Consider the following 25,568-nt stretch of genomic DNA (forward strand, 5'->3'; position numbering starts at 1 on the left):
AGGACGACAGCGTCAGGTGGCGCTGATCGTGCCGGTGGCCAGCAGGCAGATGACCAGGCTGCCGAGCGCGACCCGGTAGAGCACGAAGACGTACAGCGTGTGGTGTGCGACGTAGCGCAGCAGCCAGGCGATGGCGGCGTACCCGACGACGAACGCGATGAGCGTCGCCACCACCATCTGCGCCACGCTCGGCGCGGCGGTCCCGGGCGCGGACGGCTCGAAGACGTCCGGCAGGCTGAACACGCCGGAGATCACCACGGCCGGGATGGCCAGCAGGAACGAGTAGCGGGCCGCGGTCTCCCGGGTCAGGTTGAGCAGCAGGCCCGCGGTCAGCGTGCCGCCGGAGCGGGACACGCCGGGCACCAGCGCCGCGGCCTGCGCGAAGCCCATCACCACGCCGTCGCGCATCCGGAAGTTCTCCAGCGTGCGGGTCTGCCGGCCCCAGTACTCGGCGAAGGCCAGCAGCACCGCGCCGATGATCAGCGTGCAGGAGATCAGCCAGAGGTTGCGGCCGGCGGTGCGGATCTGGTCCTTGAAGATCAGTCCGAAGATGCCGATCGGGATGGTGCCGACGATGACGTACCAGCCCATGCGGTAGTCGAGGCTGGAACGCACCGAGCGGTCGAACAGGCCCACGCACCAGGTCCGTACGATCCGCCAGATGTCCTTGGCGAAGTAGATCAGGACGGCGGCTTCGGTGCCGAGCTGGGTGACCGCGGTGAACGACGCGCCCGCGTCCCGGCCGAAGAAGATGGCCGAGGTGATCCGCAGGTGCCCCGACGAGGACACCGGGAGGAACTCGGTCAGTCCCTGGACGAGGCCCAGGACGATGGCTTCGAGCCAGGTCACTCGCCGACTCCGGACAGCTCCAGCGCCTCGGCGACGGTCCGCAGCGTCTGCACCCCGCTCTCCCGGTCGGCCACGAACAGCGACACCGACAGCGTGGTCACGCCGGCTGCGGCGTACTCCCGCATGCGCTCGGCGATGCGCTCCTTCGGGCCGAGCAGCGAGGTGCGGTCGATGAACTCCATGGGTACGGCGGCGGCCGCGTCGCGCTGCCGCTTGGCCAGGTAGAGGTCCTGCACCTCGCGGGCGGCGTCGCCGTAGCCCATCCGGGTGGCGAGCTGGTTGTAGAAGTTCTGCTTGCGGCTGCCCATGCCGCCGACGTACAGGGCGGCGTACCAGCGGACCAGCTCGGCGCAGGTGGCGATGTCGTCGCCGACCACGACCGGCACGGACGGCACCACGTCGAAGCCGGCCAGCTCCTTGCCCGCCGCGGCGCGGCCGGTCCGGACCGAGGCGAGGTGCTCGTCGGCGAACTCCGGGGAGTAGAAGACGGCCAGCCAGCCGTCGGCGATCTCGCCGGCCAGCTCCAGGTTCTTCGGGCCGACGGCGGCCAGGTAGATCGGGATGTGCTCGCGCGGCGGGTGGAAGCCCAGCCGCAGCGCCTTGCCCGGGCCGTCCGGCAGCGGCAGCGTGTAGTGCTCGCCGTCGTACGCGACCTCCTTGCGGGCCACCGCCAGCTTGACGATGTCGACGTACTCCCGCGTGCGGGCCAGCGGCTTGGCGAACCGGACGCCGTGCCAGCCCTCGGAGACCTGCGGGCCGGACACGCCCAGGCCGAGCCGGAACCGGCCGCCGGAGATCGCGTCGATGGTCGCGGCGGTCATCGCGGTCATGGCCGGCGAGCGGGCCGGGATCTGCATGACCGCTGACCCGACGTCGATCCGCTCCGTCTGCCCGGCGATCCAGGACAGGATGCTCGGCGAGTCCGAGCCGTACGCCTCCGCGGCCCACACGACCGAGTAGCCGAGCCGGTCCGCCTCCTGGGCCAATGCCAGGTGGTCGAACGGCGTGCTCCACGCCGTCTGGTATCCGAGGTTGAGCCCGAGTCGCACTGATCCTCCCGCCATCCGCACCACAGGTCGCATCAGGTTACGCAATGAGCGTGGCACCCTCGACGTCCGGCTCACCCCGAACATGTCACACCCGTCTGGTGTCGCGCGGGAACTTGACTGCGGCGAGGATATCCGTGACGCCGGGTTCGAAATAAGGTTCACGCATGCAACAGCGACCGCTCGGCCGAAGCGGGCTGGCGGTATCGCGGCTCGCGCTCGGCACCATGACCTGGGGACGGGACACCGACGCCGACGACGCGGCCGCCCAGCTGAAGAGTTTCCTCGACGCGGGCGGCAACCTCGTGGACACGGCCGACGTGTACGCCGACGGCGACGCCGAGTCGGTGATCGGCTCGCTGCTGGGCAGCCTGGTGGACCGTGACGAGCTGCTGATCGCCACGAAGGCGGGGTTGCGGCCGGGCAGCGGGCGGCGTCGCGACGGCTCGCGCGGGCACCTGCTGCGTACGCTCGACGCCTCGCTGCGCCGGCTCGGCACCGACCACGTCGACCTCTGGCAGGTGCACGGGTACGACCCGGACACCCCGCTGGAGGAGACGCTCTCGGCCCTGGACCACGCCGTGTCCAGCGGGAAGGCCCGCTACGTCGGCGTGTCGAACTTCTCCGGCTGGCAGACCGCGCGCGCCGCCGCCTGGCAGGCCGCCTGGCCGGGGCGGGCCCCGGTGGTCGCCGCGCAGGTGGAGTACTCGCTGCTGGAGCGCGGCGTCGAGCGGGAGGTGCTGCCCGCCTGCGCCGGGATGGGGCTGGGCGTGCTGCCCTGGTCGCCGCTGGGCCGGGGCGTGCTCACCGGCAAGTACCGCAACGGCCGCCCGGCGGACTCGCGGGCGGTGTCCCCGCACTTCGAGCGGTTCGTCGCCACCTACCTGGAGCCGCGCTGCTCCAGCATCGTGGAGGCGGTCGCCATCGCGGCCGGCGGGCTCGGCGTGTCGCCGCTGGAGGTGGCGCTGGCCTGGGTCCGGGACCGGCCGGGTGTGACCGCGCCGATCCTCGGCGCCCGCACCGTCGGGCAACTGCTCGGCGCGTTGCAGGTGGAGCGGATGACGCTGCCGGAGGAGATCGTCACGGCGCTCGACGACGTGTCGGCGGTGCCGGTGGGCTATCCGGAGCGCGACGGCTGAACCGCGGCGGGGCGATCCGGGTCACCGTCAAGGGGTGGCGGAGGGCTCGCCACCTGGGCAGCATAGGGGCATGGACTACGAATACGCGCCGCTGCGGTTGCCCTCGAACGTCGATCGGCTGACCGCCGCGGCGCAGCTGGCGATCCAGGCCGAGTTCTCCGGCTGGGAGCTGGCCCGGGTGCGGCTCTACCGGGACGGCACGCGGCAGGTGGTGCTGCGGCGCCGCCTGGTGAACCAGTCGCAGCCGGGCCTGTCGTACTGACGGGCCCGTCCCCGGGGCCGCGCGGCGCGGCGCCGCCCCGGGGACGCGCACGGCCTAGTGCGCGTGGTCGTGCTCCTCGTCGAGCTCCATGAACGGGTGCTCGTCGAGCCGGCCGACCAGGCGGTCGTCGGCGGCGGGCTGGAACGGCCCGACCGGGTCGTCGTCGTCGAACGACTCCAGGTCGACCGGGGTGCCGACCTCGCTGACCATGACGACGCCGTCGAGCGGTTCCAGCTCCGGCACGTCCAGCGCGGACAGCGAGCCGTCGCCGCTCTGCAGCAGCTCCAGCACCGCCTCGCCGACGCCCTCCACCGGGGCCGGCTCGTCGTCCTCGGGGGTGCCGTCGCGGCGGGCCGCCTCGGCCGCGCGCAGCAGTGCGGCGACGCTGGGCACCCGGTAGTCGCGGCGCTGCCGCACCGAGATGACCCGCGGGTGCGGGTCGGTGGGCTCGCCGCCCTCGACGGCGCCGAAGCGCTCGTCGGCCTCGTCCGGGTCGATCGACTCCACGTCCCAGGGCGTCACCTCGCCGAACGCGTCGAGCAGTTGCTCGTCGTAGGCGAACGAGGCGTTGTTCAACGCGACGTACGCCTGCCAGACGGCGTCGTCGTCGATCCGGCCCTGAGCGGCCCGGACGGCGGCCAGGTGGGCGCGAGCGGCGTCGATCACCCGCTCGAGGGCGGCATCCAGCTCACCGTGCTGGTCGGTCATGTGTGGCAGTCCCTTCGCGATGGGGGGAGGGTTCCGCGCCGGCGGCGCCGCTGTGGGCGCGGTCAGCAGGTACGCAGGAAGCGGTCCAGAACCCGCACGCCGAACTGTAGTCCGTCCAGCGGAACCCGCTCGTCGATGCCGTGGAACAGGCCGGAGAAATTGAGGTCGGCGGGCAGCCGCAGCGGCGCGAAGCCGAAGCAGCGGATGCCGAGCCGGGAGAACGCCTTGGCGTCGGTGCCGCCGGAGAGCATGTACGGCACCGGGTGCGCGCCCGGGTCCTCGGCGCGCAGCGCGGCCGACATGCCCGCCACCAGGTCGCCGTCGAAGGTGGTCTCCAGGGCCGGCTGGCGCTGGACGTACTCGATGGCGATGTCCGGGCCGACCAGCTCGCGCAGCTGCCGTTCCAGCTCCTCGCTCTGCCCGGGCAGGCTGCGGCAGTCGATGGTGGCGGTGGCCCGGCCGGGGATGACGTTGTCCTTGTAGCCGGCGGCCAGCCGGGTCGGGTTGGCGGTGTTGCGGATGGTCGCGCCGATGATGTTGGCGATCGGGCCGAGCTTGGCGATCGCGGTCTCCGGGTCGTCCGGGTCGATCTCGATGCCGAGGACGTCGGAGACCTCGGCCAGGAAGGCGCGGACGGTGTCGGTCATCACCACCGGGAAGCGGTGCCGGCCGATCCGGGCGACCGCCTCGGCCAGCGCGGTGACGGCGTTGTCGTCGTGCATCATCGAGCCGTGGCCGGGCCGGCCCTTGGCGTGCAGGCGCAGCCAGTCGATGCCCTTCTCGGCGGTCTCGATCAGGTAGAGGCGGCGCTGCTCGTCCACCGAGTAGGAGAAGCCGCCGACCTCGCCGATCGCCTCGGTGCAGCCGTCGAACAGGTCGCGGTGCCGCTGGGTGAGGAAGTGCGCGCCGTAGTCGCTGCCGGCTTCCTCGTCGGCGGTGAACGCGAGCACGATGTCACGCCGGGGGCGGACGCCGGCGCGCTGCCAGCCGCGCACCACGGCGAGCACCATGGCGTCGAAGTCCTTCATGTCGATCGCGCCGCGGCCCCACAGGTAGCCGTCGCGGATCTCGCCGGAGAACGGGTGCACCGACCACTCGTCCGGGTCGGCGGGGACGACGTCGAGGTGGCCGTGCACGAGCAGCGCGTCGCGGCCCGGCTCGGTGCCGGGGATGCGGGCGACCACGTTCGCCCGGCCGGGTGCCGATTCGTGGATCTCGGCGTCGACGCCGGCCTCGGCGAGCTTCTCCGCCACGTACTCGGCGGCGCGCCGCTCCCCCACGCTCGTGTCGTTGTCGCCGGTGTTCGTGGTGTCGATGCGCAGCAGGTCGCGGCAGAGGTCCACGACCTCGTCGGTGCCGTCGGGCCGGGCGGGGAGGGCGTCGCTCGTCATCGCTTCCTTATATCAGCAGGCGGGGTCGTTCCGGCCGCCGGTGCGCGCCGCGGTTTCGCAGATCTCCCGGCCGGGTACCGGCGGAGGCGCCCGGGACATCGACCCCGGCCGTCACGAGGAGGGCCCCATGACCGTCCCGCTGCCGCCGCTGCCGCCCGCGGCCGACGACGCGTACCGGCCCGGGGGTCGCAGCGTGGCCGACCTCGTGGACACCGAGCACCGGGCGTTGCTGGGGCTGGCCGACCGGGTCACCGACCCGGCGCTGGCGGCGGACGAGCGGCGCGACGTGCTGGACGTGCTGACCGCCGCGGTGTCGCGGCACCTGTCGGCCGAGGAGCAGTACCTGTTCCCGGCGGCCCGGGCCGCCATGCCGGACGCCGTCGAGCTGGTGGAACGGGAGATCGAGGCCGACGGCGGGCTGCTGACCGCGCTCAAGGAGCTGTCCGGCGCGGACGACCCGGCGGTCGCGGACGTGGCCGAGCGGGTGCGCCGGCACGTCAGCCGCGTCGCGGCGCTGGTCACGCCGCTGCGGGAGGTGGCAAGCGACGCCGAGCTGATCCGGCTGGGCAACCGCTGGGAGATCGCGGAGGAGGCGGCGCCGACGCGTCCGCACCCCGGCACCCCGGCCACCCCGCCCTGGAACAAGATCGTCGAACCGGCGGTCGGGGTGCTGGACAAGGTGCGTGACGTGGTCGCCGGACGGCGTACGCGGCTGAGTGACCTGGAACACCGCCGGGAGGCATGAGCCGATCGCCCCTTTCGCGTATCGGTTCGTGGTCCTACCGTCACGGTATGGATCTGGAGCTGCGACACCTGCGTGTGGTCTGCGCGATCGCGGAGACGGGGAGCGTCACCAAGGCCGCCTCGGCGCTCGGCCTTGCCCAGCCGGCGTTGACGGCCCAGCTTCAGCGGATCGAACGGGCGCTGGGCGGGCCGCTGTTCGAACGGGACCGCCGTGGCGCACGCCCGACCGCGCTGGGCGAGCTGGTGCTGGACCGGGCGCGGGTGCTGCTGCCGGCGATGAAGGGCCTGCGGGACGAGGCGGCCCGGATGGCCGGCGCGGGCGACCCGCTGCGCCGGTACCGCTTCGGCGGGGTGAACAGCCCGATCATGGGGCGGCTGGTGCACCGGCTCGCCGCCGAGCGGCCGGACGCGCAGATCACCACGTACTCGTCGTGGTCGGTGGACGAGCTGGCGCAGATGGTGGCCGGCGGCCGGCTCGACTTCGCCCTCACCGGGGTGTGCGGCGACTCGGCGCCGTCGGCGGGGTTCGGGCTGAGCTGGCGGGAGGTGGCGGTGGAGCCGATCTGCGTGCTGCTGCCGCAGACCCATCCGCTGGCCGGTCGCGCCGAGATCGACCTGGTCGATCTCGGTCGCGAGCGGTGGGTGGCCGCGCCGGGCGACGGCTGCTTCGGCGACTGCTTCGCCGCCGCGTGCGCCCGCGCCGGTTTCACCCCCAGGAAGGTGTACGAGGCGGACGTGCGGGCCGCCCTGGAACTGGTGGACGCGGGCGAGGCGGTGGCGTTGTGCCAGGCCACGTTCCGGCCGGTCGCCGGGCTGGTGACGCGGCGGCTGGCCGGTTCGCCGCTGCGCTGGCGGCTGCTGCTGGGCTGGCATCCGGACGTGCCGGCGGCCGCGGTGGCCGACCCGGTGCTGGCGGCGGCGGTCGCGGCGTACACGGACGCGCTGGCCAACCACCCCGACTATCTGGGCTGGCTGCTGGCGCACCCGGAGTTCGGCGTGCAGCCCAACGGCACCGGCGGGGTGCGAATCGCCTGAACCCGGGTAACACCGGCGACATGACTGATCTGTATCCGGCCGCCGATCAGCGGGAGCTGCTGCGTCAGGCGGCCACCGCGCACACCACAGCCGCAGCCGAGGTGGAGGCGTTCCTGCGGCGGCTGCCGGAGGTGCCGGACCCGGCCGACGTCACCGAGTACGCCAACCTGCTCAGCCGTGCGGAGCGGGCCCGGGACGAGCTGCTGGCCGCGGCGGACGCGGCCGGGCTGCGACTGCCCAGCCTGGAGTCGGAGTAGACACCGGCGCCCGGGCGGGTGATCCGCCCGGGCGCCCGAGTACCGGCTCAGCGTTCGGTCAGCACGTCGTGGCCGAGGTCGAGCAGGGCGTGCCGCCACTCGTCGTCGGCGTTGCCCCGGCGGGGCCGCTGGGCGCTCAGCTCCCGGATCCGGGTGATCGCCTCCCGCATCACCTCGATGTCCTCCGGTGTGAGGTCCACCTTGCGTTTGCGCAGCACGGCGAGGATCTGCCGGCCGGGTTCGGGCAGGTTGAGGTCCGGGCCGGGGCCGAACGCCTCCTCGCCCGAGCCCCGGGTCAGCAGCCACTGCCGCAACGTCTCGGACTCGACGTTCACCTCGGCGTGGAAGTCGTCCCAGATCACCTCGACCTCGGGGTCGAGTCGCGCCTCGCGTGCCATCACGCCTCCTCTGCCGGCGGCCCGGGTGCCGCCTCGTTCTCGTTCGGTGTCTGCTGCCGCACGCCCTCCGGCGGCACCCGGACCCGGGACGGGTTCGCCGTCGGGGCCGCCTCGATCGGTTCACCGGCGGCGGTGTCGTCGTCGCGGGATTCCTCGGGTTCGGTCATGTCCGCCCTCCGATCCTTCGGTGACGAGCCGGTCCGTCCCGTGCGGGGCGGACCGCCGCCGGTCATCGGGGATGAGACGTGGTGGCCGCCGCGTGCCCGCGTTCACCGGCGGTGACGTCGAAGACCAGCTGGTCGTCGCGGGTGTCGACGGTGACCTTCTGCCCCGGGGAGATCTCGTTCTCCAGCAGCATCCGGGACAGCCGGTTGTCGACCTCGCGCTGGATCACGCGGCGCAGCGGGCGGGCGCCGAACTCCGGCTGGTAGCCGTGCTCGGCGAGCCAGTCCACCCCGGCGGTGCTGAACTCGACCTGGATGTCCTGGGCGTGCATGCGGCGGCGGGTGTCCTCCAGCAGCAGCCCGGTGATCTGGCGAAGCTGCTCGGCCTCCAGCCGCTGGAAGATGATCACCTCGTCGATGCGGTTGAGGAACTCCGGGCGGAAGTTCTCCTGCAGCCGGCGCATCAGCCGCTCCCGCAGCTCGTCGTTCTCCTGCTCGCCGGGCGCGCCGCTGGCGAAGCCGACGGTGCGCTGGGTGCCGGTGATCAGCTCCGAGCCGAGGTTGCTCGTCATGATCAGCACAGTGTTCTTGAAGTTCACCGTCCGGCCCTGGCTGTCGGTGAGCCGTCCGTCGTCGAGCACCTGGAGCAGGATGTTGAACACGTCCGGGTGCGCCTTCTCGATCTCGTCCAGCAGCACGACCGCGTACGGGCGGCGGCGGACCGCCTCGGTGAGCTGGCCGGCCTCCTCGTAGCCGACGTACCCGGGCGGCGCGCCCACCAGCCGGCTGACCGTGTGCCGCTCCTGGAACTCGCTCATGTCGACCCGGACCATCCGGTCCGCCTCGCCGAACAGCGCCTCGGCAAGCGCGCGGGCCAGCTCGGTCTTGCCGACGCCGGTCGGGCCGAGGAACAGGAAGCTGCCCATCGGCCGGTTCGGGTCGGCCAGCCCGGTACGGGAGCGGCGCACCGCCTCGGAGACGGCGCTGACCGCGTCGTCCTGGCCGATGATCTTCTCGTGCAGGTGCCCCTCCAGGCGCAGCAGCCGGTCGCGTTCCTCCTCGGTGAGCTGGGTGACCGGGATGCCGGTGGCCCGGGAGACCACCTCGGCGATCTCCGTCGGCCCCACCTCGGGCACGTGGCTGGGGGCCTCGTCGCCACGGGCGCGGCGGACCTGGTCCTCCAGCTCGGCGAGCCGGTCGCGCAGCGCGGAGGCCCGCTCGTACTGCTCGTCGGAGACCGCCTGCTCCTTGTCCCGGCGCGTGTCCTCGAGCTGCTGCTCCAGCTCACGCACGTCCTCGGCGGGGGTGCGCGTGCGCAGCCGGACCCGCGCCCCGGCCTGGTCGATCAGGTCGATCGCCTTGTCCGGCAGGAACCGGTCGGTGACGTACCGGTCGGACAGCTCAGCGGCGGCGATCAGCGCCTCGTCGGTGAACCGGACCTGGTGGTGCGCCTCGTACCGGTCGCGCAGCCCGCGCAGGATCGCGACGGTGTCCTCCACGGTCGGCTCGGGCACCAGCACCGGCTGGAACCGGCGGGCCAGCGCGGCGTCCTTCTCGATGGTGCGCCGGTACTCGTCGAGCGTGGTGGCGCCGATGACCCGCAGTTCGCCGCGCGCCAGGGCCGGCTTGAGCATGTTCGACGCGTCCATCCCGCCCTCGCTGCCGGCGCCGCCCGCGCCGACCAGCGTGTGGATCTCGTCCAGGAAGATGATCAGCTCGTCGCGGTTGGCGCGGATCTCGTCGATCACCTTCTTCAGGCGTTCCTCGAAGTCGCCCCGGTAGCGGGTGCCGGCGACCAGGCCGGACAGGTCGAGCTGGATGACCCGCTTGCCGATGAGCGTCTGCGGCACGTCGCCGTCGCAGATCCGCTCCGCCAGGCCCTCCACGATCGCGGTCTTGCCGACACCGGCCTCGCCGATCAGCACCGGATTGTTCTTGGTCCGCCGGGACAGGATCTCCACCGCCTGCTCGATCTCGTCGGCGCGGCCGATCACCGGGTCGATCTGGTCCATCCGGGCCAGCTCGGTGAGGTCCTGGCCGTACTGGTCGAGGGTGGGGGTGCCGCGGTCCGGGCGCGGCGTGCCGGCCGCGCCCCGCTCGGCGCTGGCCGCCTGCAACGACTCCGGCTGGATCCGGCCGGCGGCGAGCATCCGGCCGGCCGGCGACTCCGGGTTCAGCGGCAGCGCCATCAGGATGTGCTCGGGGCCGATGTAGTTGGCGCCCATCGCGCGGGAGAGCTGGTGCGCGTCCAGCAGCGCCCGCTTCGCGGCCGGGGTCAGCGACAGGTTCGGCGGCACCTCGCCCCGGGGCGCGCCCTCCCCCCGCCCGCCGAGCGCGTTGACGAGCGTGTCCGGGTCGGCGCCGGCCCGGCGTACCAGGTCGCGCAGCGGCTCACGCTGCAACGCCGCCCACAGCAGGTGGTCGGTGTCCAGGTCGTTGCTGTGCTTCTGGGCGGCCCGGCGGGCCGCGTCGGCGAGCATCTCCCGGGCGTCCGCGGTCATCAGGCGGGTGATGTCGACCCGGTGCGCCGGTCGGCGTCCCCCCTCGCCCCGACCGAAGTATCGGGCCAGGAACTCGTCCCAGGGGTCGTTGCCGAAGTCACCCGGTCCCATCATCATCGTCCTCCGCAGTCGGTCGGCACGACCGGTATCCGGCACGCGCGGCACGGTCGGCGGTGGCTACCCGGCGGTCGGCGCGACAAACGCGACCGGATGGCAGGCTGAGGGCATGGAGAGCAGACCGCTGCTGGTCGTGGACGGCGCGAACGTGGTGGGCTCGCGCCCGGACGGCTGGTGGCGGGACCGGGCCGGCGCGGCCGTGCGGCTGCGGGACGCGCTGGCGTCCGTCGGGGAGGCGGGCGTGCCGCCGGAGCTGTCGCCGCCGGTGCAGGTGGTGCTGGTGGTGGAGGGCGCGGCCCGGCACGTCACCTCGGCGCCCGGGGTGGAGGTGGTGTCCGCGCCCGGCTCCGGCGACGACACGGTGGTCGAGCTGGTCGCCGCCGCGCCGCAGCGGCGACGGGTGGTGGTCACCGCCGACCGGGAGCTGCGCGAGCGGGTGACCGCGCTCGGCGCGGAGGTACGCGGCCCGCGCTGGCTGGGCCGCTAGATCACCGGTTCCGTCGACGGGACCGGCAGGCCCGCCGGTGGGACCGACGGCGATGTCTTCGCGCACGTCAGGGCGGGAACCGGACACGCGGGTCGCAACGGCGCGAGGGTGGATGTTCGTCCACTCGTTCCGATGGGTTGTAATGGAGATCTCTTTTGCCCCCAGGAGGTTCCGTGGCGAGCGTCGCCGAGCTGAAGGCCGCCATCGATGTCGCGCTCCAGCAGATCGGTGACGGCCAGACAGCGGTGCAGGCAGCGGGCGAGAAGCTGGCCGAGGCACAGCAGACGCTGGCCGGCGCGCTGGAGGGCAGCGGCCACGAGACAGTCGAGGCGGCCCAGGCCTCGCTGACACAGGCCAGCCAGGAGCTGGAGGAGTGCCTCGCCGCGACACTCGTCGCGGTCGAGCAGGCACAGCTCTACGTCGCGACGCTCTGAGGCCGGCCGTGTCCATCGTCGAGGACATCGGCGCGCAGGTCCGCGCCGCCGCCGAGGACCTGCCGCTGGCGCAGCTCGCCGCCGCGCTGGAGAAGCTCGGCCAGGCGCAGGAACGGCTGCGCTGGGTGCGCCAGGAGTCGGCCGACCCGATGGGGGTGCCGGAGCTGTCCTCGGCCACCGAGCACGCCGAGACCGCCGGCTACGCGCTGCGCGTGGCGCAGGAGCAGCTCACCGCGTACCTGGCCGCGATCGGCCTGGCCCCCGACAGCGCGCCACCGCCGCCGCCGGGCGAGCGGCGGCCCCGGCACGACACGCCGCGCGGCGACGACCCGCCCGCACCCGGCGCGGCCCCCGAACCGGGCGAGCAACCCGCGGTACGGCGCTGGTGGGCGGTGCGGGTGGCGGAGCTGACCGGCGGCCGGGAGGGGACGCCCGACGAGCCCGACGAACGCGTCGGGGATTCCCGTGAGCTGCTGCGCCGGGTGGTCGCCGGGGTCCGCTCCGGTGACCGGGACCGGTTGCACCGCGAGCTGCGCGCCGCGCACGCCGACGTGGGGCTGGGGCTGGCCGCGATCGCCCCGCCGCTGCTGCGCGAGCTGGCCGGTGAGCTGCTCGGCCATCCGCCCCGCGCGGACGACCTGCCCCGGCTGCGGGGCGCGCTGGACTCCCGGGTCCGTGACCTGCTGCCCGGGCTGCCGCGGCCGGTGCTGGACACGCTGCTGACCCGGGTGTGCCGGATGCCCCCGCCGCGCCGCGACGACGACGCGGAGCAGCCGCACGCGGCCGACCCGGCGGTCACCGCCGGCGTGCTCACCGGGGTGCTGCTCGACCGGCTCGGCCGGGACCTGCCGAAGGACACCGACGAACGGGAGACGTCCCGTGGCTGACGTCCGCACGCAACTGGTGACGCGGGTCCGGGGGATGCTCTCCGAGGCGCTGGGCGCCACCCGTACCCGCCTCGCCGCCGCCGAGGCGGAGCTGGTCGCGAGCCGGGAGCGGCTGGCGCGTACCCGCCGGGCCGCCGCGGCCGTGCCCGCCCGGGTGGGCACGGCCCGCGACCGGCGCCTGGCCGAGATCGACGCCCGGCACACCGCCCGCCTGGCGGAGCTGGCCCGCCGGGCCGCCGCCGCGGCACAGCGGGAGGCGCCCGGCGCGGCGTCCGCGCCCTGGGACCGCTGGCAGGCCACACCCGCCGGCCGGGTCGAGCCGCCCGGCGCGTTGCGCGTGGGCACGGTACGCCTGGCCGGCGCCGAGCCGGTGCCGGCGCTGGTCCCGCTGCTGGATGCCGGGCACGCGCACCTGGCCGGCGGCGACCGGGACGGGCTCGCCGCGGTGGTGCCGGCGCTGCTGCTGCGCTCGGTCGGCCGCGCCGACCCGGGCGCGGTGCGGCTGTACGGGTACGACCCGGAGCACCTGGGCGGCGGCCTGGCCGGGTTCGCCCCGCTCGGCACGGCCGGGCTGCTCACGTTCGTCGGACCGGGCGGCCTGGGCCGGCTTCTGGACGACCTGGTGGAGCAGATCCGCCGGATCAACGCCACAGTGCTCGCCGGTGAGTACGCCTCGCTGCGCGAGCTGGCCGCCGCGACCGGCCGCCGCCCGGAGCCGTGGCGGGTGGCGGTGCTGCTCGGCGGCGACGAGCTGTCCCGGCACGAGCGCGGCCAGCTCGACCGGGTGGTACGCACCGGCGCGGCGTGCGGCGTGCACCTGGTGGTGCGCGGCATCGAGCTGCCCGACGACCCGACGGTCACGCGGATCGTGGTGGAGCTGGACGACGCCCGGGTTGCCGGGCTGCCGGTGGTGCTCGACGCGCCGCCGCCGCCCGCGCTGGTCACCGAGACCTGCCGTACTGTCGCCTCCCGGGTCGCCGCCGGTCCTCCCCCGACGCCCTTCACCGACCTCCTGCCGCCGCCGGACGAGTACTGGCGAGAGGACTCGGCGCACGGGCTCAGCGCGCCGGTCGGCGAGGGCCCGCACGGGCGGCAGGTGCTGCTCACGCTCGGCGACTACCCGCCGCACGCGCTGATCGGCGGCCCGTCCGGCACCGGCAAGACGAATCTGATCTTCGCCTGGATCGGCGCGCTCGCGGCCCGCTACTCCCCCGCCGAGCTGGAGTTCTATCTGCTGGACTTCAAGGAGGGCGTGTCCTTCGCCCGGTTCGCGCAGGGCCGCCGCGATCCGAGCTGGCTGCCGCACATGCGGCTGGTCGGCATCAACGTCAACACCGACCGGGAGTTCGGCCTGGCGCTGCTGCGCTTCCTCGCCGAGGAGCTGCGCCGGCGCGCCGACGCGGCGAAGAAGCACGAGGTCACGAAGCTCGCCGAGCTGCGCGCGGTGGACCCGGACGGGCACTGGCCGCGCATCGTGGCGGTGGTGGACGAGTTCCAGGCGCTCCTCGCCGGCCGGGACGTGGTCGCCCGGGAGGCTGCCGACCTGCTGGAGGACCTGGCCCGGCGGGGCCGGTCGCAGGGCATCCACCTGGTGCTCGCGTCGCAGGACGTGCGCGGCATCGAGGCGCTGTGGGGGCGGCCCGCGCTGGTCGCCCAGTTCACGCTGCGGATCGCGCTGCCGAAGGCGCTGCGCATCCTGGCCGAGCGCAACGACGCGGCCCAGTCGCTGCCCCGGCACCACGCGGTCATCAACGCCGAGTCGGGCCTGGCCGAGGGGAACGAGGTGGCCCGCATCCCGTCGGCCAGCGACTGGGAGACGTGGAGCGAGCTTCAGCACCGGCTGTGGCGGATGCGCCCGCAGGACGCAGCGCCGGCCCGGCTCTTCGACGGTGACGCGATCCCGAAGCTGACCGACGCGCCGGACTTCCGCGCGCTGACCGCGCCGGAGCAGGGCGTCCCGCGCAACCCGGTGGCGTTGCTCGGCGAGATCATCGACGTGCAGGCGCGCTCGGCGGCGCTGCGGCTGCCCCGCGCGCCGGGTCGCAACCTGGCGGTGCTGGGCACCCGGGTGGACGAGGCGTGCGCGGTGCTCGACGCCGCCGCCCGCTCGCTGGCCCGGCAGTACCAGCCCGGCGCGGCCCGCTTCTCCATCGCCTGCCTGGACCCGGACGCCGACCCGGCCGCCCGCGCGCTGTACGAGGACCTGGCCGGGGACGCCTCCTGGTACGACGAGGAGACCGTGCCGGAGCTGATGGCCGAGGTGGGCGACGGGCTGGGCGCGCCGGGCGCGTCGCGTACCCCGCACTTCCTGCTGCTGTACGCGGTGGACGCGGCCGCTGCGGCGCTGGCCGGCAAGGCCGGTACGCGCACCGGCCTGGAGCAGTTGCGCCGGATCCTGCACGACGGGCCGGAGCGGCGTACGCACGTGCTGGCGTGGTGGCGTGGCGTGGCCCGGATGCGCGTCGACCTGGGCGGCGCGGGCGCGCGCACGGACCAGATCGGCGCCTGGGTGGCGCTGGACGTACAGGGCGGTGAGCTGGGCTCCTCGCTGTATCCGGGCAGCGGCGGGCCGGACTGGTATCCCCGGCCGTGGCGCGGCCTCTACTTCGACCGGGCGGTGCACCGCACCGGACAGGTGATCATCCCTTATGGTCCCTCCCGATGAACGAACCGGTTACCAGTGAGACGTACCACGCGCAGATCCGGCGGCTCGCCGAACTGACCGCCCGGGTGTCCGCCCAGCGGACCGAGGCGCACACCTGGTACGCGCAGCAGGTGGCCGCCGCCGACCGGGCGGTGGCCGAGGCGGCCGAGCAGGTCCGGCAGGCCGAGGCGGAGGTGGCCGAGGCGTCCCGGATGGTCGAGCGGGTCGACGGCGAGGCCACTCACCTGTGGACGCAGTTGCGGGCCCGGCTCGGTGTCGGCGCCCGGCGGCTGGGTGACCCGCCCGGCCCGGTTCGCGGCGCCGCCGGTGACCCGGTGCCGCTGCTGCGCGCGGTCCGGGACCTGCTGGAGCGCACCGGCGCGCCGGGCGAGCTGCCCGGTTCGGTGAACCCGCTGCTGATCGCGTGCGGCATCGGCGGGGCGCTGGTGGCGTACGCGCTGGGGGTGGCGGCGCGGGCCCTCGCGGCCGGTTCCAGCGGTGACCTGGCGGTGGGCCTGCCGGTGCTGGCGCTCGTGGTGACGCTGCTCGGCCCGGTGATCGGGCTGGCGCCGGCCCGTCTGCTGGCCGACCGGCGGCACGCGGTGCTGACCCCGCGCCCGATGATCCTGGTGGCCGTCTCCGGCCTGGTGACCACGGTCCTGCTGCTGACGGTGACCTACACCCGCTGACCGCCTCTCCCGCCGGCGATCATGAGGTTGGCGGCGCGACACGCCGTCGCGCCGCCGGTCAACCTCATGATCGCGCCGGTCAGGCGGGGGTCAGGACGGCCTCTTTCAGGAGGCGGCGGGCCAGCACCAGGCGGTCGGCGTCGTCGTCGAGGCCGGGCAGGTCACCCACCCTGGTGACCTCGCCGGTGAGCAGGGCGCGCAGCGCCGCCTCGCAGGTGCCGGGCAGGGTGAGCGTGCGGTCGGGCACCTGCAGCGTCACCCGTCCGTCGGCGGCCGGGACGAGCTGCCAGCGCAGCCCGCCGCGCACCGCGACCTCGCTGTCCGGGCTCAGCCGGGCCAGCGCGTCGGCCTGGGCCAGCGGCCGGATCGGCGCCGGCCGGGCGGCCGGCCAGACCCGGGCACGCAACCGGTCGGCGACCGCCGCCGGGTCGGCGCGCAGCAGCCAGTCACGCAGCGCCTCGACGGTCTCGGTCAGCTCCGGCTCGATCGCGTCCGGATCGGCCAGGTCCAGCCCGAACGGCAGGCTCGCGCGCAGACGCGCGTCCTCCGCGGCGAGCGCGAGCAGTTCCTCGACCATTGCGTACCGGGTCAGCGCCCGGATGCCCACCGTCAGGTGCAGCGAGCTGGACTCCTGCGCCTGGGCGCTGTGCAGCCAGCCACGCGGCAGGTAGAGCGCGTCGCCCGGTTCGAGCACCACGTCCAGCTCGGGGCGTCCGTCGGCGGTGGCGGAGACCTCGTCGGCCCGGCCGCCCCACGGCTGGCGCTCCAGCGGGTCGGCCAGCACCGGCGGGTGGATGCGCCAGTGCTTGCGGCCGTCGACCTGGAGCACGAACACGTCGTGGGTGTCGTAGTGGGTGGCGAAGCCCTGACTGCCGGCCGGGGTCAGGTAGGCGTTGACCTGCAACGGCTGGGCCAGCGCCACGCCCAGGTCGCGGGCGAAGTCGACGAGCGCCGGCCAGGTGCGGTGCAGGCCCTGCAGCACCAGCGTGGCGCCGTCGGCGTAGAGCGCCAGCACCTTCTCGTCGAGGACCTGGTCGCCGATCTCGGCGCCGGCGCCACCGCCGCCGGTGTAGCGCGCCGCCGGCACCAGCTGGCCGTCCTTCGCGACCCGCAGGAACGGGGTACGCAGACCGCGGCGGCTGAGCAGCTCGTCGGCGTCGGCAGGGCTGAGCAGGTCGGTGAAACCGTCGGCGTTGGGCAGCTCCGCGGCGCGGGACAGCAGCGGGCTGCGCCCCCAGTGGTCGGCGGCGAACTTGGCCGGCTCCACTGCCACGCACCGGGCCAGCGCCTCGGTGGCGGAAAGCGGAACCGCCGGGCGGCCGTGGCCACCCGGCGGGTCGACGTGCGTGCTCATGTGTCAGGCGCTGCCGTCGGCGCCGCCGTCGTGCTGACCCGGGGTCGCGCCGCCGTCAGCGGGGCCCTCCGCGCCGCCGTCCGCGCCACCGTCGTGCTGACCCGGAGTCGCGCCGCCGTCAGCGGGGCCCTCCGCGCCGCCGTCCGCGCCACCGTCGTGCTGACCCGGGGTCGCGCCGCCGTCAGCGGGGCCCTCGGCGCCGCCGTCCGCGCCACCGTCGTGCTGACCCGGGGTGGCACCGCCGTCAGCGGGGCCCTCCAGGCCGCTGCCGCCGCTGCTCTGGATGTCGTCGTCGTTCAATGCCATGGGTGCTCCCTCGGTGTGCCGCCCCGCGTGGTGCCGGGGTCCGTGTGCAGCGGGTGGTACCCCACGCCCGATCTTCTCTAACCACACCGTAGACGTCCGGACGCCGCCGTACGGACGGTTCGCGACGCAAGCGTCCGGGTCGTGTCGGTGCCAGGATGGTCGGCAGGGACGAACGCGAGGAGGTCCATGTGACGCAGCCGGAGCCGCTCACCCCACTGGCCGAGGACTGGCAGCGGGCGCTCGCAGTGGTGGCGCACCCCGACGACCTGGAGTTCGGCGCCGCCGCCGCGGTGGCGCGCTGGACCGCACAGGGCAAGGAGGTGGTGTACTGCCTGCTCACCAGCGGCGAGGCGGGCATCGACGGGATGCCGCCGGAGCGCGCCCGGGTGGTACGCGAGGAGGAGCAGCGCGCCTCCGCCGCAGTGGTCGGGGTGTCCGTGGTCGAGTTCCTCGGCCTGCCCGACGGGCTGCTGGAGTACGGCGTGCCGCTGCGCCGGGCCATCGCCGCTGTGGTGCGCCGGCACCGGCCGGACGTGGTGCTGACGAACAACTTCCGGGAGACGTGGGACGGGGCGTACGCGCTTAACCAGGCCGACCACATCGCCTGCGGCCGGGCCACGCTCGACGCGGTCCGCGACGCCGGCAACCGGTGGATCTTCCCGGAGCAGCTCACCGACGGCGTCGAGCCGTGGTCGCGGGTGCGCGAGGTGTGGGCGGCCGGGTCGCCGGCAGCCCGGCACGGGGTGGACGTGACCGACACGTTCGAGCGGGGCGTGGCGTCGCTGCGGGCGCACGGGGCGTACCTGAGCGGGCTCGGCGACGGCGGCTTCGACGCCGAGGAGTTCCTGGAGGGCATGGCCCGCCCGGCCGGCAGCCGGCTCGGCGCGCGGTTCGGCGCCACGTTCGAGGTGTTCCAGATCAACCTTCAGTAGGACACGGCGATGATCCTGGTCGGCACGTCGGGCTGGCAGTACCGGGACTGGCGGGAGCGGTTCTACCCGGCCGGGCTGCCGCAGCGGCGCTGGCTGGAGCACTTCGCCTCGCGGTTCGCCACCGTCGAGGTGAACAACGCGTTCTACCGGCTGCCCGAGCGCGACACGTTCGTCGCGTGGCGGGAACGAACGCCCGGCGACTTCTGCGTGGCGGTGAAGATGAGCCGCTACCTGACCCACGTCAAGCGGCTGCGGGACCCGGCCGAGCCGGTGGCGCGGTTCCTGGACCGGGCGTCCGGGCTGGGCGACCGGCTCGGGCCGGTGCTGGTGCAGTTGCCGCCGACGCTGCGCGCCGACCCGGACGCGCTGGCCGACGTGCTGCGCCGCTTCCCGGCCGACGTGCGGGTGGCGGTCGAGCCACGGCATCCGTCGTGGTGGACCGACGACACGAGGCGGGTGCTGGAACGGCACCGGGCGGCGCTGGTCTGGGCCGACCGGCTCAGCCGGCCGATCACGCCGCTGTGGCGCACCACCGACTTCGGCTACCTGCGGCTGCACGAGGGCCGGGCGCGGCCGTGGCCACGCTACGGCCGGGCCGCGCTGGCCGGGTGGACGCGCCGGCTGGCCGAGGCGTTCGGCGGCGGCGAGCCGGCGTACGTCTATTTCAACAACGACCCGGGCGGCGCGGCGATCGTCGACGCCGTCGCGTTCGCCGGGCTGGCCCGGCGGGCCGGACTGCCGGTGTCCCGAACGCCGGCGGCCCGCCCCGCCGAGGGGGCGGGACGGACCGGTCCGGGGCGGGTCAGGGAATGAGCTGACGCAGATCGTGCGGCATGGTGGCCTTCACGTCCTGCCACTCCCCCTGGGTGACGTGCCGGCGCAACGTGTCCAGCACGACCTGCACCACCCGCTGCGCGCCGCCTTCGACGTCGTACGGGAAACCCTGGCGCACCTCGTAGAGGAAGTCGTCCCGGTTCAGCTTGATCGGGACGTTCTCCGGCTGCCAGCCGTCGAAGTAGACGCCGCGCACCAGCACCGGCAACTGCTGGGCGAACTCGACGCTCTCCTGCACCGGCATCCGGTCCCGCAACAGGTGCAGCACCGTACGCAACGCGGCGTAGGACTGGTTGCGCCGGTCCTTCGGCCAGCCGTACGCGGACTCGATCTCCTTCAGGATCACGTTCGTCTTGTCCAGCGAGGACTCGAACGCGGACAACAGCTGTTCGGCCATCGGGATCACCCCCGTGCTTCGGTCTCCCAGCGTCGGTCTTCGGCGCGGCGCGGCGGTCCGCTGGGCCCCCGCCACAACCGGGTCGGACTGAACCGGCCGGGCCGTTCGGCCCGCCGAGGCGCCTCGGAGCTGCCGACCACGTGCAGTACGCCACCGCGGCGCCGATCCGCCACCACCCGTACCGTCATGACCCACCTCCTCGTCGCGGCGCCTCCGCCCGGCCGGCGGAGCGCGTCCACACTCATGCTGCGCCGCGGGTGGGTGAGCCGGCCTCACCCTGCGCGGGTGAGCCGCTCAGGCGTCCAGCAGGCCGGCGAGCGTACGGGCGTTGCGCTGCGCGTAGTCCCGATAACAGTTGTTCATCAGCACGTGGGTCTGTTCCGCCTCACCGGCCAGCTCGCGCAGCTTCGGCGCCCAGTCGCGCAGCTCCCGCTTGGAGTAGTCGTAGCCGAACTTCTCGTGGATGTCCTTGCTCGTCCACTTGTCGCTGTGCCCGTGGAAGCGCACCATCGCGAGGTCCGCGGTGGCCGCCACCACCGGTGGGACGGACGACTTGTGTCCCTGCGGCATGTCCACGCAGACGAACGGCAGCGCGTGCTCGCGCAGGAAGCCCAGCGTCTCCTCGGCGTTGTCGCCGTCGAACCAGGAGGCGTGCCGGAACTCGAAGACCGGGCGCAGCGGCGCGCAGCGCCGGGCCACCTCCAGCAGGTACTGCTTGTTGTCCCGCTTGATGGTGAACCAGGGCGGGAACTGGAAGAGCAGCGCGCCCAGCTTGCCCGCCTCGACGAGCGGGTCCAGGGCGGACAGGAACCGCGTCCACACCTCCTCGTACGCCTGCGCGGGCAGGTCGTCCGGGTAGACGTTGCGCTTGTCCGTGTCCGGGCGCAGGTCCTTGTAGAGCGCGGAGACGCGGGTGGGGTGGCCGGTCAGCAGGCTGAACGCCTTGACGTTGAACGTGAACCCGGCCGGGGTGCGTTCGGCCCACAGCCGGGCGGTGCGCTCGGCCGGCGGCGAGTAGTAGGTGGCGTCCACCTCGACCAGCGGGAACTGCCGGGCGTAGTAGGACAGCCGGCGCTCCGGCGTGTCGGCGCTGTCCGGATACCAGCCGGAGTCGAGCAGTGTCCGGTCGGTCCACGAGGCGGTACCCACCTTGATCTCACCCATGGTGGGAGTTCATCGCGTCGGCGGACCGACCGGCAACCAGGTAGGCGTTCAGGCCGCCCGCCGCTCCCGGGTCTGCTTGCAGGCCACGCAGGAGGTCGCGGACGGGAAGATCTCCAGCCGCTCCACCGGGATCGGGGCGGTGCAGCCCTCGCAGAAGCCGTAGGTGCCCTCGGCCAGGCGGGTCAGCGCGTGCTCGAACTGCGCCCGCCGTTCCAGGATGGTGCGCAGCAGCGACTGCGCGGTGTCCCGCTCGGCGGTCTTGGTGCCGCTGTCGGCCTGGTCGTCGCCGGCGGTGTCGCCGACCTCGACCAGCCGCAGCACGTGGCTCTGCGCCAGCGTCTGCTCGTACTCGGCGGTCAGCTCGTCGTACCGCGACCGCAGGGACTGCCGGATCTGGTCGGCCTCCGCCTGGGAGCGGCCGGTGGCTGTCGTGTCGTGGACGAGCATCGCTGCCTGCCTTTCCTACGTCCTCATACCGGACCGGGGCGGCCAGCGCCCCGGACCTGGTCCGACTGTGGATGCGCGGGCGACGAGATCACCCGTGCTCTGTGAGCCGGGCGATTACCCTCGCCCACGGCGGGCCAAACCGGCTGTTTCCTGAGTGTTTCCGGTGAGTTCGGCGGCGCTGGTCAGGCCGCCTCGACGAGCGCCGGGCGGCGCGGGTCGTCGGCCCGGACCACCACGTCGGCGAAGGACGCGGGGACCACCTCGTCGGCGTAGCGGGCGAAGGCGGGCAGCGTCCAGCGCAGCGCCGGTTCGGTACGCCGTGCCAGCGCCGCCGGGGACAGCACGAGGTGGACTGTGACGTCGAACGGCAGCGCGCCGCCGAGCAGCAGCGCGCCGCTGACCAGGACCACCCCGCCGGGCGGCAGATCCACGTACGGGGCCCGGCTGGCCCGGTCGGCGGCGGCGTCCCAGAGCGACGGCAGCAGCCGGCCCGAGCCGTCGGGGCCAGCCGGGTCGAGCACCTCGCGGCGCAGCCCGGGCTCGTCGAGCCAGCCCTCGTAGTACGCGTCGGGGTTGGTGCGGCCGTGCTCCAGGCGGACCGAGGCGGGGCGGAGGAAGTCGTCGGCGCGTACGTGCAGCACCGGCCGGCCGGCGGCGCGCAGCGGGTCGACGAGGGCTTCGGCGAGCGCGTCCGGCCCGGCGGCGGGCGGGCCGTCCACGGCGACCCGCAGCCGGCCGGGCGTCCCGGTGCGGACGAGACGCCCGGCCAGCTCGGTGACGAGCCGGTCGGGGCTGATCGGGCGGACACGCATCGGACCATCGTGCCGCGCGGGCGGGCGGGTCACCACATGATCGGTTCGGGCGGTCGGGGCTCCGTCCGGCGGCGATCGGCGCGTGGCGTCCCGGGTCAGCCGGTGCGGTCGATGGTCACCCGGGCGTCGTCGGCGAGCCGGTAGCCGACGCCGTAGACGGTGGTGACCAGCGGGACGTCCACGCCGACCTTGCCGCGCAGCCGGCGCACGTGCACGTCGACGGTGCGGACGCCGGCGTGCTCGTACCCCCAGACCGCGTTCAGCAGTTGCAGCCGGGTGAACACCCGGCGCGGGTGGGCGACCAGGTGCAGCAGCAGGTCGAACTCCAGGCGGGTCAGCGGCAGCGGCTCGCCGTCGCGCAGCACCGACCGGGACGCGGCCAGGATGTGCAGGGCCGGGATGGTCGGGGCGAGCGGCCGGGACGGCGTGCGGCCGGCTGGTACGGCGTCGGGCCGGCGCTCGGCCGGTACGGCGGCGGTGACCACCGCGTCGCCGCGTTCGAGCATCTCGCGGGCGGCGTCGAGCAGCCGGCGCGCGGCCGGGGTGAGCGACTCCTCGCAGGCCAGTGGGATGTTCAGCGTGACGGTGAGCATGGGCGCGGCGGTGTTTGCGGGACGACGCTGGCCGCCGGGGGGACGACCGGGGACCGCGGGTTGGGACGTATGCCATCCGGCGCGCGACGAGGCGGGGCTGACCGACATGGTCCTCCTTGGGCTGGTCCGGGTATATCCCCACGGCCCGGGACGCCGCCTCATCGATGCTTCCCGGCGTCTCTGCGAGGGTCAAGAGGCGGCTGCGTTGCATGAATGTGACATTTGACGAACACATCGGAGCCGTGCGCTCGCTCTGCGTGCGAGGCCCGTTGATTACAGCAGAGCGCCGTTTCGGGACGGTACGGGGGGTCTCCCCGGCGGTTCACAATGGCGGATGCGTCCTGAACGTGAACGCGGCGCACCCGTGCTCCGGGTGCGCCGCGTGCGGGACGGTGGCCGCTCAGGCGTCGCGGTCCACAGCGATCGCGGCGTCGTCGGCGAGGCGGTAGCCGACGCCATAGACGGTGGTGACCAGCGGCGTGTCCGGCCCGAACTTGGCCCGCAGCCGGCGGACGTGGACGTCGACCGTCCGGGCCACCGCGTGCTCGTACCCCCAGACGTTGGCGAGCAGTTGCAGCCGGGTGAACACCCGGCGCGGGTGCTCGGCGAGGAAGAGCAGCAGGTCGTACTCGATCCGGGTGAGCGGGATCTCGGTGCCGCCGAGCCGGACCCGGCGGGTGCCGGTGAGGATGCGCACGCCGCCGCTGCCGGGCGGCGGCGGCGCGGCGGCACGGCGCAGGTCGAGCACGGTACGGGCGGCCCGGTGCTCGTCCGGGCTCACCAGCGCCTCGCCGGAGGCGGCGAGTTCGTCCAGCAGCTCGGCCAGCCGGGCCAGGCCCGGCGTCAGCGGGCCGGCGCCCAGGTCGAGGGTGATGGTCAGGGTCGGCGCGGTACGCGGCCGGGGCGGCACTGCCCGGTCGGGGCGGCCCGATCGGGCCGGACGGGTGGTGAGGGCGACGACGGACATGTGAGCCTCCTGTGCGGGCGGTCGCCCCGCCCCGCCGGTCGTGGCGGGACGGTCAGCGGAGCGCCCCGCCGGCGGTGACCGGGGGCGCGGCGGACGAGGGTCGGGTCGGCGGGGTGGGACCGAGCGTGGGCAGGCCGGCGATGTGCCAGGCGGCGAAGCCGCCGACGACGTCGGTGGCGCGGCGCAGGCCGATGTCCTGGAGCGCGGCGGCGGCCAGCGACGAGGTGTAGCCCTCCTGGCAGAGCACGATCACCGGCACGTCGTAGTCGACCGCCTGCGGCAGCCGGGCGGCGCAGCGCGGGTCGAAGCGCCACTCCAGCACGTTGCGCTCGACGACGAGCGCGCCCGGCACGGTGCCCTGTGCGGCGCGCTGGGCGGCCGGGCGGATGTCCACCAGCAGCGCGCCGGCCCGGCACGCCAGGTGCGCCTGTTCCGGGTCGAGGCGGCGCAGGCGGGCCCGGGCGGCGGCGAGGATCTCGTCGATGCCCCGCGAGCCGGGCGGCGGGACCGGACAGCGCTCGGTCGCGGCGGTGGGGGTGTGCGCCATCGTGGCGTCCTTCCGTTCGTCGGGGTTGCGGGTCACCAGGCCACGCCGGCCTCGGCCACCTCGGCAACCTGGAGCCGGCCGGCGACGAGGTGGTAGCGGGTCATCCGGGTCAGCGCCGGGCGGTACACGTGCACGCTCACGGCGGGCCGGTCGCCGTGGTTGGTGACCTGGTGCACGTGCCGGGCGCCGAAGCGCCGGCCGGCCCCGGCGGCGAGCCGGTGCGGGCGCAGCCGCGCGCCGCTGACCGTCTCCTCGGTGAGCACGCCGGCCACGACCAGGAAGGCGCCGGCGCAGCCACCGTGGTCGTGCAGGCCGGTGCCCTGTCCGGGCAGCCAGCTCAGCGCCCACACCTCGTGCTCGTCGCCGGCGTCCAGGCGGGCGTACCACCGCTCGGACGCGTCGAAGCGAAGCGGCACCGGCCAGCGTGCGGGGTCGGCCCAACGGGCGGCGACGGCGAGCAGATCGGCGGCAACGGTGCTGGTCATCGGCGGAGCGTCCTCACGGTGCGGAGCGGATGTGCCCCCCCCAGCTTAGACGGTAAAGCCTATCGGTTTAGTAGGTAATACCAGATGCTGGGACGCCGGGCGTGGCTCAGCGGAGGACCGGCGGGTCCACCCGGTACCCGGGCACCGACGGCCAGCGGACGGTGAGCACCGTGGACTCCCGTTCCGCGTACCAGGAGTGGTCCACGCCCCGGCCCCACACCACGTAGTCGCCGGGCGCGCGCAGCACCACGGTGCGGTCCGGCAGCTCGATCCGGAACGCCCCGCTGATCAGCACCAGCAGGGCGGTACGCCGCTCACCGGTGGCCCACCGGGACCGGCTCTCCCCCGCCGGGTGCACGCCCCACTTGACCTCCACGTCGGTGCTGTGCCGCACGTCGCCGGCCGGTTTGAAGTGGCCCAGCAGCCAGCCCGCGTCGGTCGCGCCGTCCACCGCCGCGTTGCCGACGTACACCCGATCGTCCATGTGCGCGCCTCCCGTGCCCGGCTGCGCAAGCTACCAGGCGCGTCCGGCCGCGACGCCATAGCCTGGGCGGATGCCCGACGAACTCGACGACGAGACCATCGCCTTCGCCCACCGGATGTTCGACCTGGCCCGGGCCGGCGCCACCGAGGAGCTGGCGGCCAACGTGGACGCCGGGCTGCCGGTCAACCTCACCAACGCCAAGGGCGACACGCTGCTGATCCTCGCCGCGTACCACGCCCACCCGGACACGGTGAGCGCGCTGCTCGCCCGCGGCGCCGACCCGGCCCGGGTGAACGATCGCGGACAGACCGCGCTCGCCGCGGCGGTGTTCCGGCGTCAGGAGGAGGCGGTACGCGCGCTGCTGGACGCCGGCGCCGACCCGGACCACGGCGGCCCGTCGGCGGTCGAGACCGCCCGGTTCTTCGAACTGCCGGACATGCTGGCGCTGCTCGGCCGCGAGTGAGCCGCAGGCGGTATACAGAGACGGTGGAGGA

The 25,568-nt window shown here is 74.4% G+C and carries 31 protein-coding genes; 13 read left to right on the plus strand and 18 right to left on the minus strand.

Annotation, left to right across the window (positions count from 1 at the left end):
• Window positions 1–12: 12 nt before the first annotated feature.
• On the minus strand, window positions 13–849 hold the full coding sequence (locus tag ACSDG8_RS02795; RefSeq protein ID WP_210891489.1) for an undecaprenyl-diphosphate phosphatase: 837 nt from the start codon (window positions 847–849) through the stop codon (window positions 13–15).
• Window positions 846–1,898, minus strand: a complete 1,053-nt coding sequence (locus ACSDG8_RS02800) for an LLM class F420-dependent oxidoreductase (protein WP_439428027.1) — start codon at window positions 1,896–1,898, stop codon at window positions 846–848. Before ACSDG8_RS02800 ends, ACSDG8_RS02795 begins: the two co-directional genes overlap by 4 nt.
• A 164-nt stretch (window positions 1,899–2,062) precedes the next feature.
• Here ACSDG8_RS02800 and ACSDG8_RS02805 point away from each other — a divergent pair, with 164 nt between their 5' ends.
• Together ACSDG8_RS02805 and ACSDG8_RS02810 are read left to right on the plus strand one after the other, a co-directional pair.
• Complete coding sequence (locus tag ACSDG8_RS02805; RefSeq protein WP_210891487.1) at window positions 2,063–3,034, plus strand: aldo/keto reductase; 972 nt, start codon at window positions 2,063–2,065, stop codon at window positions 3,032–3,034.
• 70 nt (window positions 3,035–3,104) lie between these two features.
• The gene (locus tag ACSDG8_RS02810; RefSeq protein ID WP_030274256.1) at window positions 3,105–3,296 is read left to right on the plus strand and encodes a DUF5703 family protein; all 192 of its coding nucleotides are present in this window, start codon (window positions 3,105–3,107) and stop codon (window positions 3,294–3,296) included.
• A 54-nt stretch (window positions 3,297–3,350) separates the two neighbouring features.
• On the opposite strand, the gene ACSDG8_RS02815 is transcribed toward ACSDG8_RS02810, so the two are convergent.
• The gene (locus ACSDG8_RS02815) at window positions 3,351–4,004 is read right to left on the minus strand and encodes a hypothetical protein (protein WP_030504008.1); all 654 of its coding nucleotides are present in this window, start codon (window positions 4,002–4,004) and stop codon (window positions 3,351–3,353) included.
• Between the two features lie 62 nt (window positions 4,005–4,066).
• Window positions 4,067–5,395 carry a M20/M25/M40 family metallo-hydrolase gene (locus ACSDG8_RS02820; protein WP_210891485.1) on the minus strand — a complete coding sequence of 443 codons (1,329 nt, stop codon included), beginning with the start codon at window positions 5,393–5,395 and terminating at the stop codon, window positions 4,067–4,069.
• Between the two features lie 127 nt (window positions 5,396–5,522).
• On the opposite strand from ACSDG8_RS02820, the gene ACSDG8_RS02825 reads away from it, so the two are divergent.
• From ACSDG8_RS02825 to ACSDG8_RS02835, 3 genes are read left to right on the plus strand one after another with little or no spacing between them, the layout of a single operon-like run.
• Window positions 5,523–6,140: a hemerythrin domain-containing protein gene (locus tag ACSDG8_RS02825; protein ID WP_439427622.1), complete on the plus strand. Its 618-nt coding sequence runs from the start codon at window positions 5,523–5,525 to the stop codon at window positions 6,138–6,140.
• Between the two features lie 47 nt (window positions 6,141–6,187).
• Window positions 6,188–7,174 carry a LysR substrate-binding domain-containing protein gene (locus ACSDG8_RS02830; protein ID WP_439427623.1) on the plus strand — a complete coding sequence of 329 codons (987 nt, stop codon included), beginning with the start codon at window positions 6,188–6,190 and terminating at the stop codon, window positions 7,172–7,174.
• Window positions 7,175–7,194: 20 nt separating this feature from the next.
• Window positions 7,195–7,431 (plus strand): hypothetical protein, encoded by a 237-nt coding sequence (locus tag ACSDG8_RS02835; RefSeq protein ID WP_210891479.1) that lies wholly within the window; start codon window positions 7,195–7,197, stop codon window positions 7,429–7,431.
• A gap of 47 nt (window positions 7,432–7,478) precedes the next feature.
• On the opposite strand, the gene ACSDG8_RS02840 is transcribed toward ACSDG8_RS02835, so the two are convergent.
• From ACSDG8_RS02840 to ACSDG8_RS02850, 3 genes are all read right to left on the minus strand, one after another.
• A complete protein-coding gene (locus ACSDG8_RS02840; protein WP_210891478.1) occupies window positions 7,479–7,829 on the minus strand; it encodes a DUF3140 domain-containing protein in 351 nt (116 codons plus the stop codon).
• A complete protein-coding gene (locus ACSDG8_RS02845; RefSeq protein ID WP_210891476.1) occupies window positions 7,829–7,996 on the minus strand; it encodes a hypothetical protein in 168 nt (55 codons plus the stop codon). Before ACSDG8_RS02845 ends, ACSDG8_RS02840 begins: the two co-directional genes overlap by 1 nt.
• A 62-nt stretch (window positions 7,997–8,058) precedes the next feature.
• Window positions 8,059–10,608 carry an ATP-dependent Clp protease ATP-binding subunit gene (locus ACSDG8_RS02850; RefSeq protein ID WP_210891631.1) on the minus strand — a complete coding sequence of 850 codons (2,550 nt, stop codon included), beginning with the start codon at window positions 10,606–10,608 and terminating at the stop codon, window positions 8,059–8,061.
• Window positions 10,609–10,720: 112 nt separating this feature from the next.
• On the opposite strand from ACSDG8_RS02850, the gene ACSDG8_RS02855 reads away from it, so the two are divergent.
• The 5 genes from ACSDG8_RS02855 to ACSDG8_RS02875 all read left to right on the plus strand — a co-directional run bounded on the left by ACSDG8_RS02855 (window position 10,721) and on the right by ACSDG8_RS02875 (window position 15,752).
• Window positions 10,721–11,098 carry a hypothetical protein gene (locus ACSDG8_RS02855; protein WP_210942637.1) on the plus strand — a complete coding sequence of 126 codons (378 nt, stop codon included), beginning with the start codon at window positions 10,721–10,723 and terminating at the stop codon, window positions 11,096–11,098.
• 173 nt (window positions 11,099–11,271) lie between these two features.
• Complete coding sequence (locus ACSDG8_RS02860; protein WP_030504016.1) at window positions 11,272–11,532, plus strand: hypothetical protein; 261 nt, start codon at window positions 11,272–11,274, stop codon at window positions 11,530–11,532.
• 8 nt (window positions 11,533–11,540) lie between these two features.
• The gene (locus ACSDG8_RS02865) at window positions 11,541–12,419 is read left to right on the plus strand and encodes a hypothetical protein (protein WP_210942638.1); all 879 of its coding nucleotides are present in this window, start codon (window positions 11,541–11,543) and stop codon (window positions 12,417–12,419) included.
• A complete protein-coding gene (locus tag ACSDG8_RS02870) occupies window positions 12,412–15,084 on the plus strand; it encodes an FtsK/SpoIIIE domain-containing protein (protein ID WP_439427624.1) in 2,673 nt (890 codons plus the stop codon). The genes ACSDG8_RS02865 and ACSDG8_RS02870 overlap by 8 nt, the downstream gene beginning before the upstream one ends.
• Complete coding sequence (locus ACSDG8_RS02875; RefSeq protein ID WP_439427625.1) at window positions 15,081–15,752, plus strand: hypothetical protein; 672 nt, start codon at window positions 15,081–15,083, stop codon at window positions 15,750–15,752. The genes ACSDG8_RS02870 and ACSDG8_RS02875 overlap by 4 nt, the downstream gene beginning before the upstream one ends.
• Before the next feature lie 79 nt (window positions 15,753–15,831).
• Here ACSDG8_RS02875 and ACSDG8_RS02880 read toward each other — a convergent pair whose 3' ends face one another.
• Both ACSDG8_RS02880 and ACSDG8_RS02885 read right to left on the minus strand, forming a co-directional pair.
• Window positions 15,832–17,106, minus strand: coding sequence for a cupin domain-containing protein (locus ACSDG8_RS02880; protein ID WP_439427626.1), 1,275 nt, complete (start codon window positions 17,104–17,106; stop codon window positions 15,832–15,834).
• Window positions 17,107–17,109: 3 nt separating this feature from the next.
• On the minus strand, window positions 17,110–17,412 hold the full coding sequence (locus ACSDG8_RS02885; RefSeq protein WP_073829703.1) for a hypothetical protein: 303 nt from the start codon (window positions 17,410–17,412) through the stop codon (window positions 17,110–17,112).
• A 188-nt stretch (window positions 17,413–17,600) separates the two neighbouring features.
• On the opposite strand from ACSDG8_RS02885, the gene ACSDG8_RS02890 reads away from it, so the two are divergent.
• Window positions 17,601–18,344, plus strand: a complete 744-nt coding sequence (locus ACSDG8_RS02890; protein ID WP_210891464.1) for a PIG-L deacetylase family protein — start codon at window positions 17,601–17,603, stop codon at window positions 18,342–18,344.
• Window positions 18,345–18,353: 9 nt separating this feature from the next.
• The gene (locus tag ACSDG8_RS02895) at window positions 18,354–19,157 is read left to right on the plus strand and encodes a DUF72 domain-containing protein (RefSeq protein ID WP_210891462.1); all 804 of its coding nucleotides are present in this window, start codon (window positions 18,354–18,356) and stop codon (window positions 19,155–19,157) included.
• Here the strand turns inward: ACSDG8_RS02895 and ACSDG8_RS02900 are convergent.
• From ACSDG8_RS02900 to ACSDG8_RS02940, 9 genes are all read right to left on the minus strand, one after another.
• Entirely contained in the window at window positions 19,147–19,575 is a 429-nt protein-coding gene (locus ACSDG8_RS02900; protein WP_210891460.1) for a DUF2267 domain-containing protein, read from the minus strand. The genes ACSDG8_RS02895 and ACSDG8_RS02900 overlap by 11 nt on opposite strands.
• Window positions 19,576–19,869: 294 nt before the next feature.
• On the minus strand, window positions 19,870–20,739 hold the full coding sequence (locus ACSDG8_RS02905; RefSeq protein ID WP_210891458.1) for a DUF72 domain-containing protein: 870 nt from the start codon (window positions 20,737–20,739) through the stop codon (window positions 19,870–19,872).
• A gap of 48 nt (window positions 20,740–20,787) precedes the next feature.
• Complete coding sequence (locus tag ACSDG8_RS02910; RefSeq protein WP_210891456.1) at window positions 20,788–21,186, minus strand: TraR/DksA family transcriptional regulator; 399 nt, start codon at window positions 21,184–21,186, stop codon at window positions 20,788–20,790.
• A gap of 182 nt (window positions 21,187–21,368) precedes the next feature.
• The gene (locus ACSDG8_RS02915; RefSeq protein ID WP_210891454.1) at window positions 21,369–21,998 is read right to left on the minus strand and encodes a uridine kinase; all 630 of its coding nucleotides are present in this window, start codon (window positions 21,996–21,998) and stop codon (window positions 21,369–21,371) included.
• 95 nt (window positions 21,999–22,093) lie between these two features.
• Window positions 22,094–22,699 carry a winged helix-turn-helix domain-containing protein gene (locus tag ACSDG8_RS02920; RefSeq protein ID WP_210891452.1) on the minus strand — a complete coding sequence of 202 codons (606 nt, stop codon included), beginning with the start codon at window positions 22,697–22,699 and terminating at the stop codon, window positions 22,094–22,096.
• A gap of 292 nt (window positions 22,700–22,991) precedes the next feature.
• Window positions 22,992–23,558: a winged helix-turn-helix domain-containing protein gene (locus tag ACSDG8_RS02925; RefSeq protein WP_210891450.1), complete on the minus strand. Its 567-nt coding sequence runs from the start codon at window positions 23,556–23,558 to the stop codon at window positions 22,992–22,994.
• Between the two features lie 52 nt (window positions 23,559–23,610).
• Window positions 23,611–24,105, minus strand: coding sequence for a rhodanese-like domain-containing protein (locus ACSDG8_RS02930; protein WP_210891448.1), 495 nt, complete (start codon window positions 24,103–24,105; stop codon window positions 23,611–23,613).
• A 32-nt stretch (window positions 24,106–24,137) separates the two neighbouring features.
• Window positions 24,138–24,590 carry a cysteine dioxygenase gene (locus ACSDG8_RS02935; RefSeq protein ID WP_210891446.1) on the minus strand — a complete coding sequence of 151 codons (453 nt, stop codon included), beginning with the start codon at window positions 24,588–24,590 and terminating at the stop codon, window positions 24,138–24,140.
• Window positions 24,591–24,696: 106 nt separating this feature from the next.
• Window positions 24,697–25,074, minus strand: coding sequence for a signal peptidase I (locus ACSDG8_RS02940; RefSeq protein ID WP_210891444.1), 378 nt, complete (start codon window positions 25,072–25,074; stop codon window positions 24,697–24,699).
• Between the two features lie 70 nt (window positions 25,075–25,144).
• Here ACSDG8_RS02940 and ACSDG8_RS02945 point away from each other — a divergent pair, with 70 nt between their 5' ends.
• Window positions 25,145–25,537: an ankyrin repeat domain-containing protein gene (locus tag ACSDG8_RS02945; protein ID WP_210891441.1), complete on the plus strand. Its 393-nt coding sequence runs from the start codon at window positions 25,145–25,147 to the stop codon at window positions 25,535–25,537.
• Window positions 25,538–25,568: the final 31 nt, after the last annotated feature.

The sequence above is a fragment of the Micromonospora sp. LA-10 genome, assembly GCF_051853095.1.
GTDB classification, from domain to species: domain Bacteria; phylum Actinomycetota; class Actinomycetes; order Mycobacteriales; family Micromonosporaceae; genus Micromonospora; species Micromonospora echinospora_A.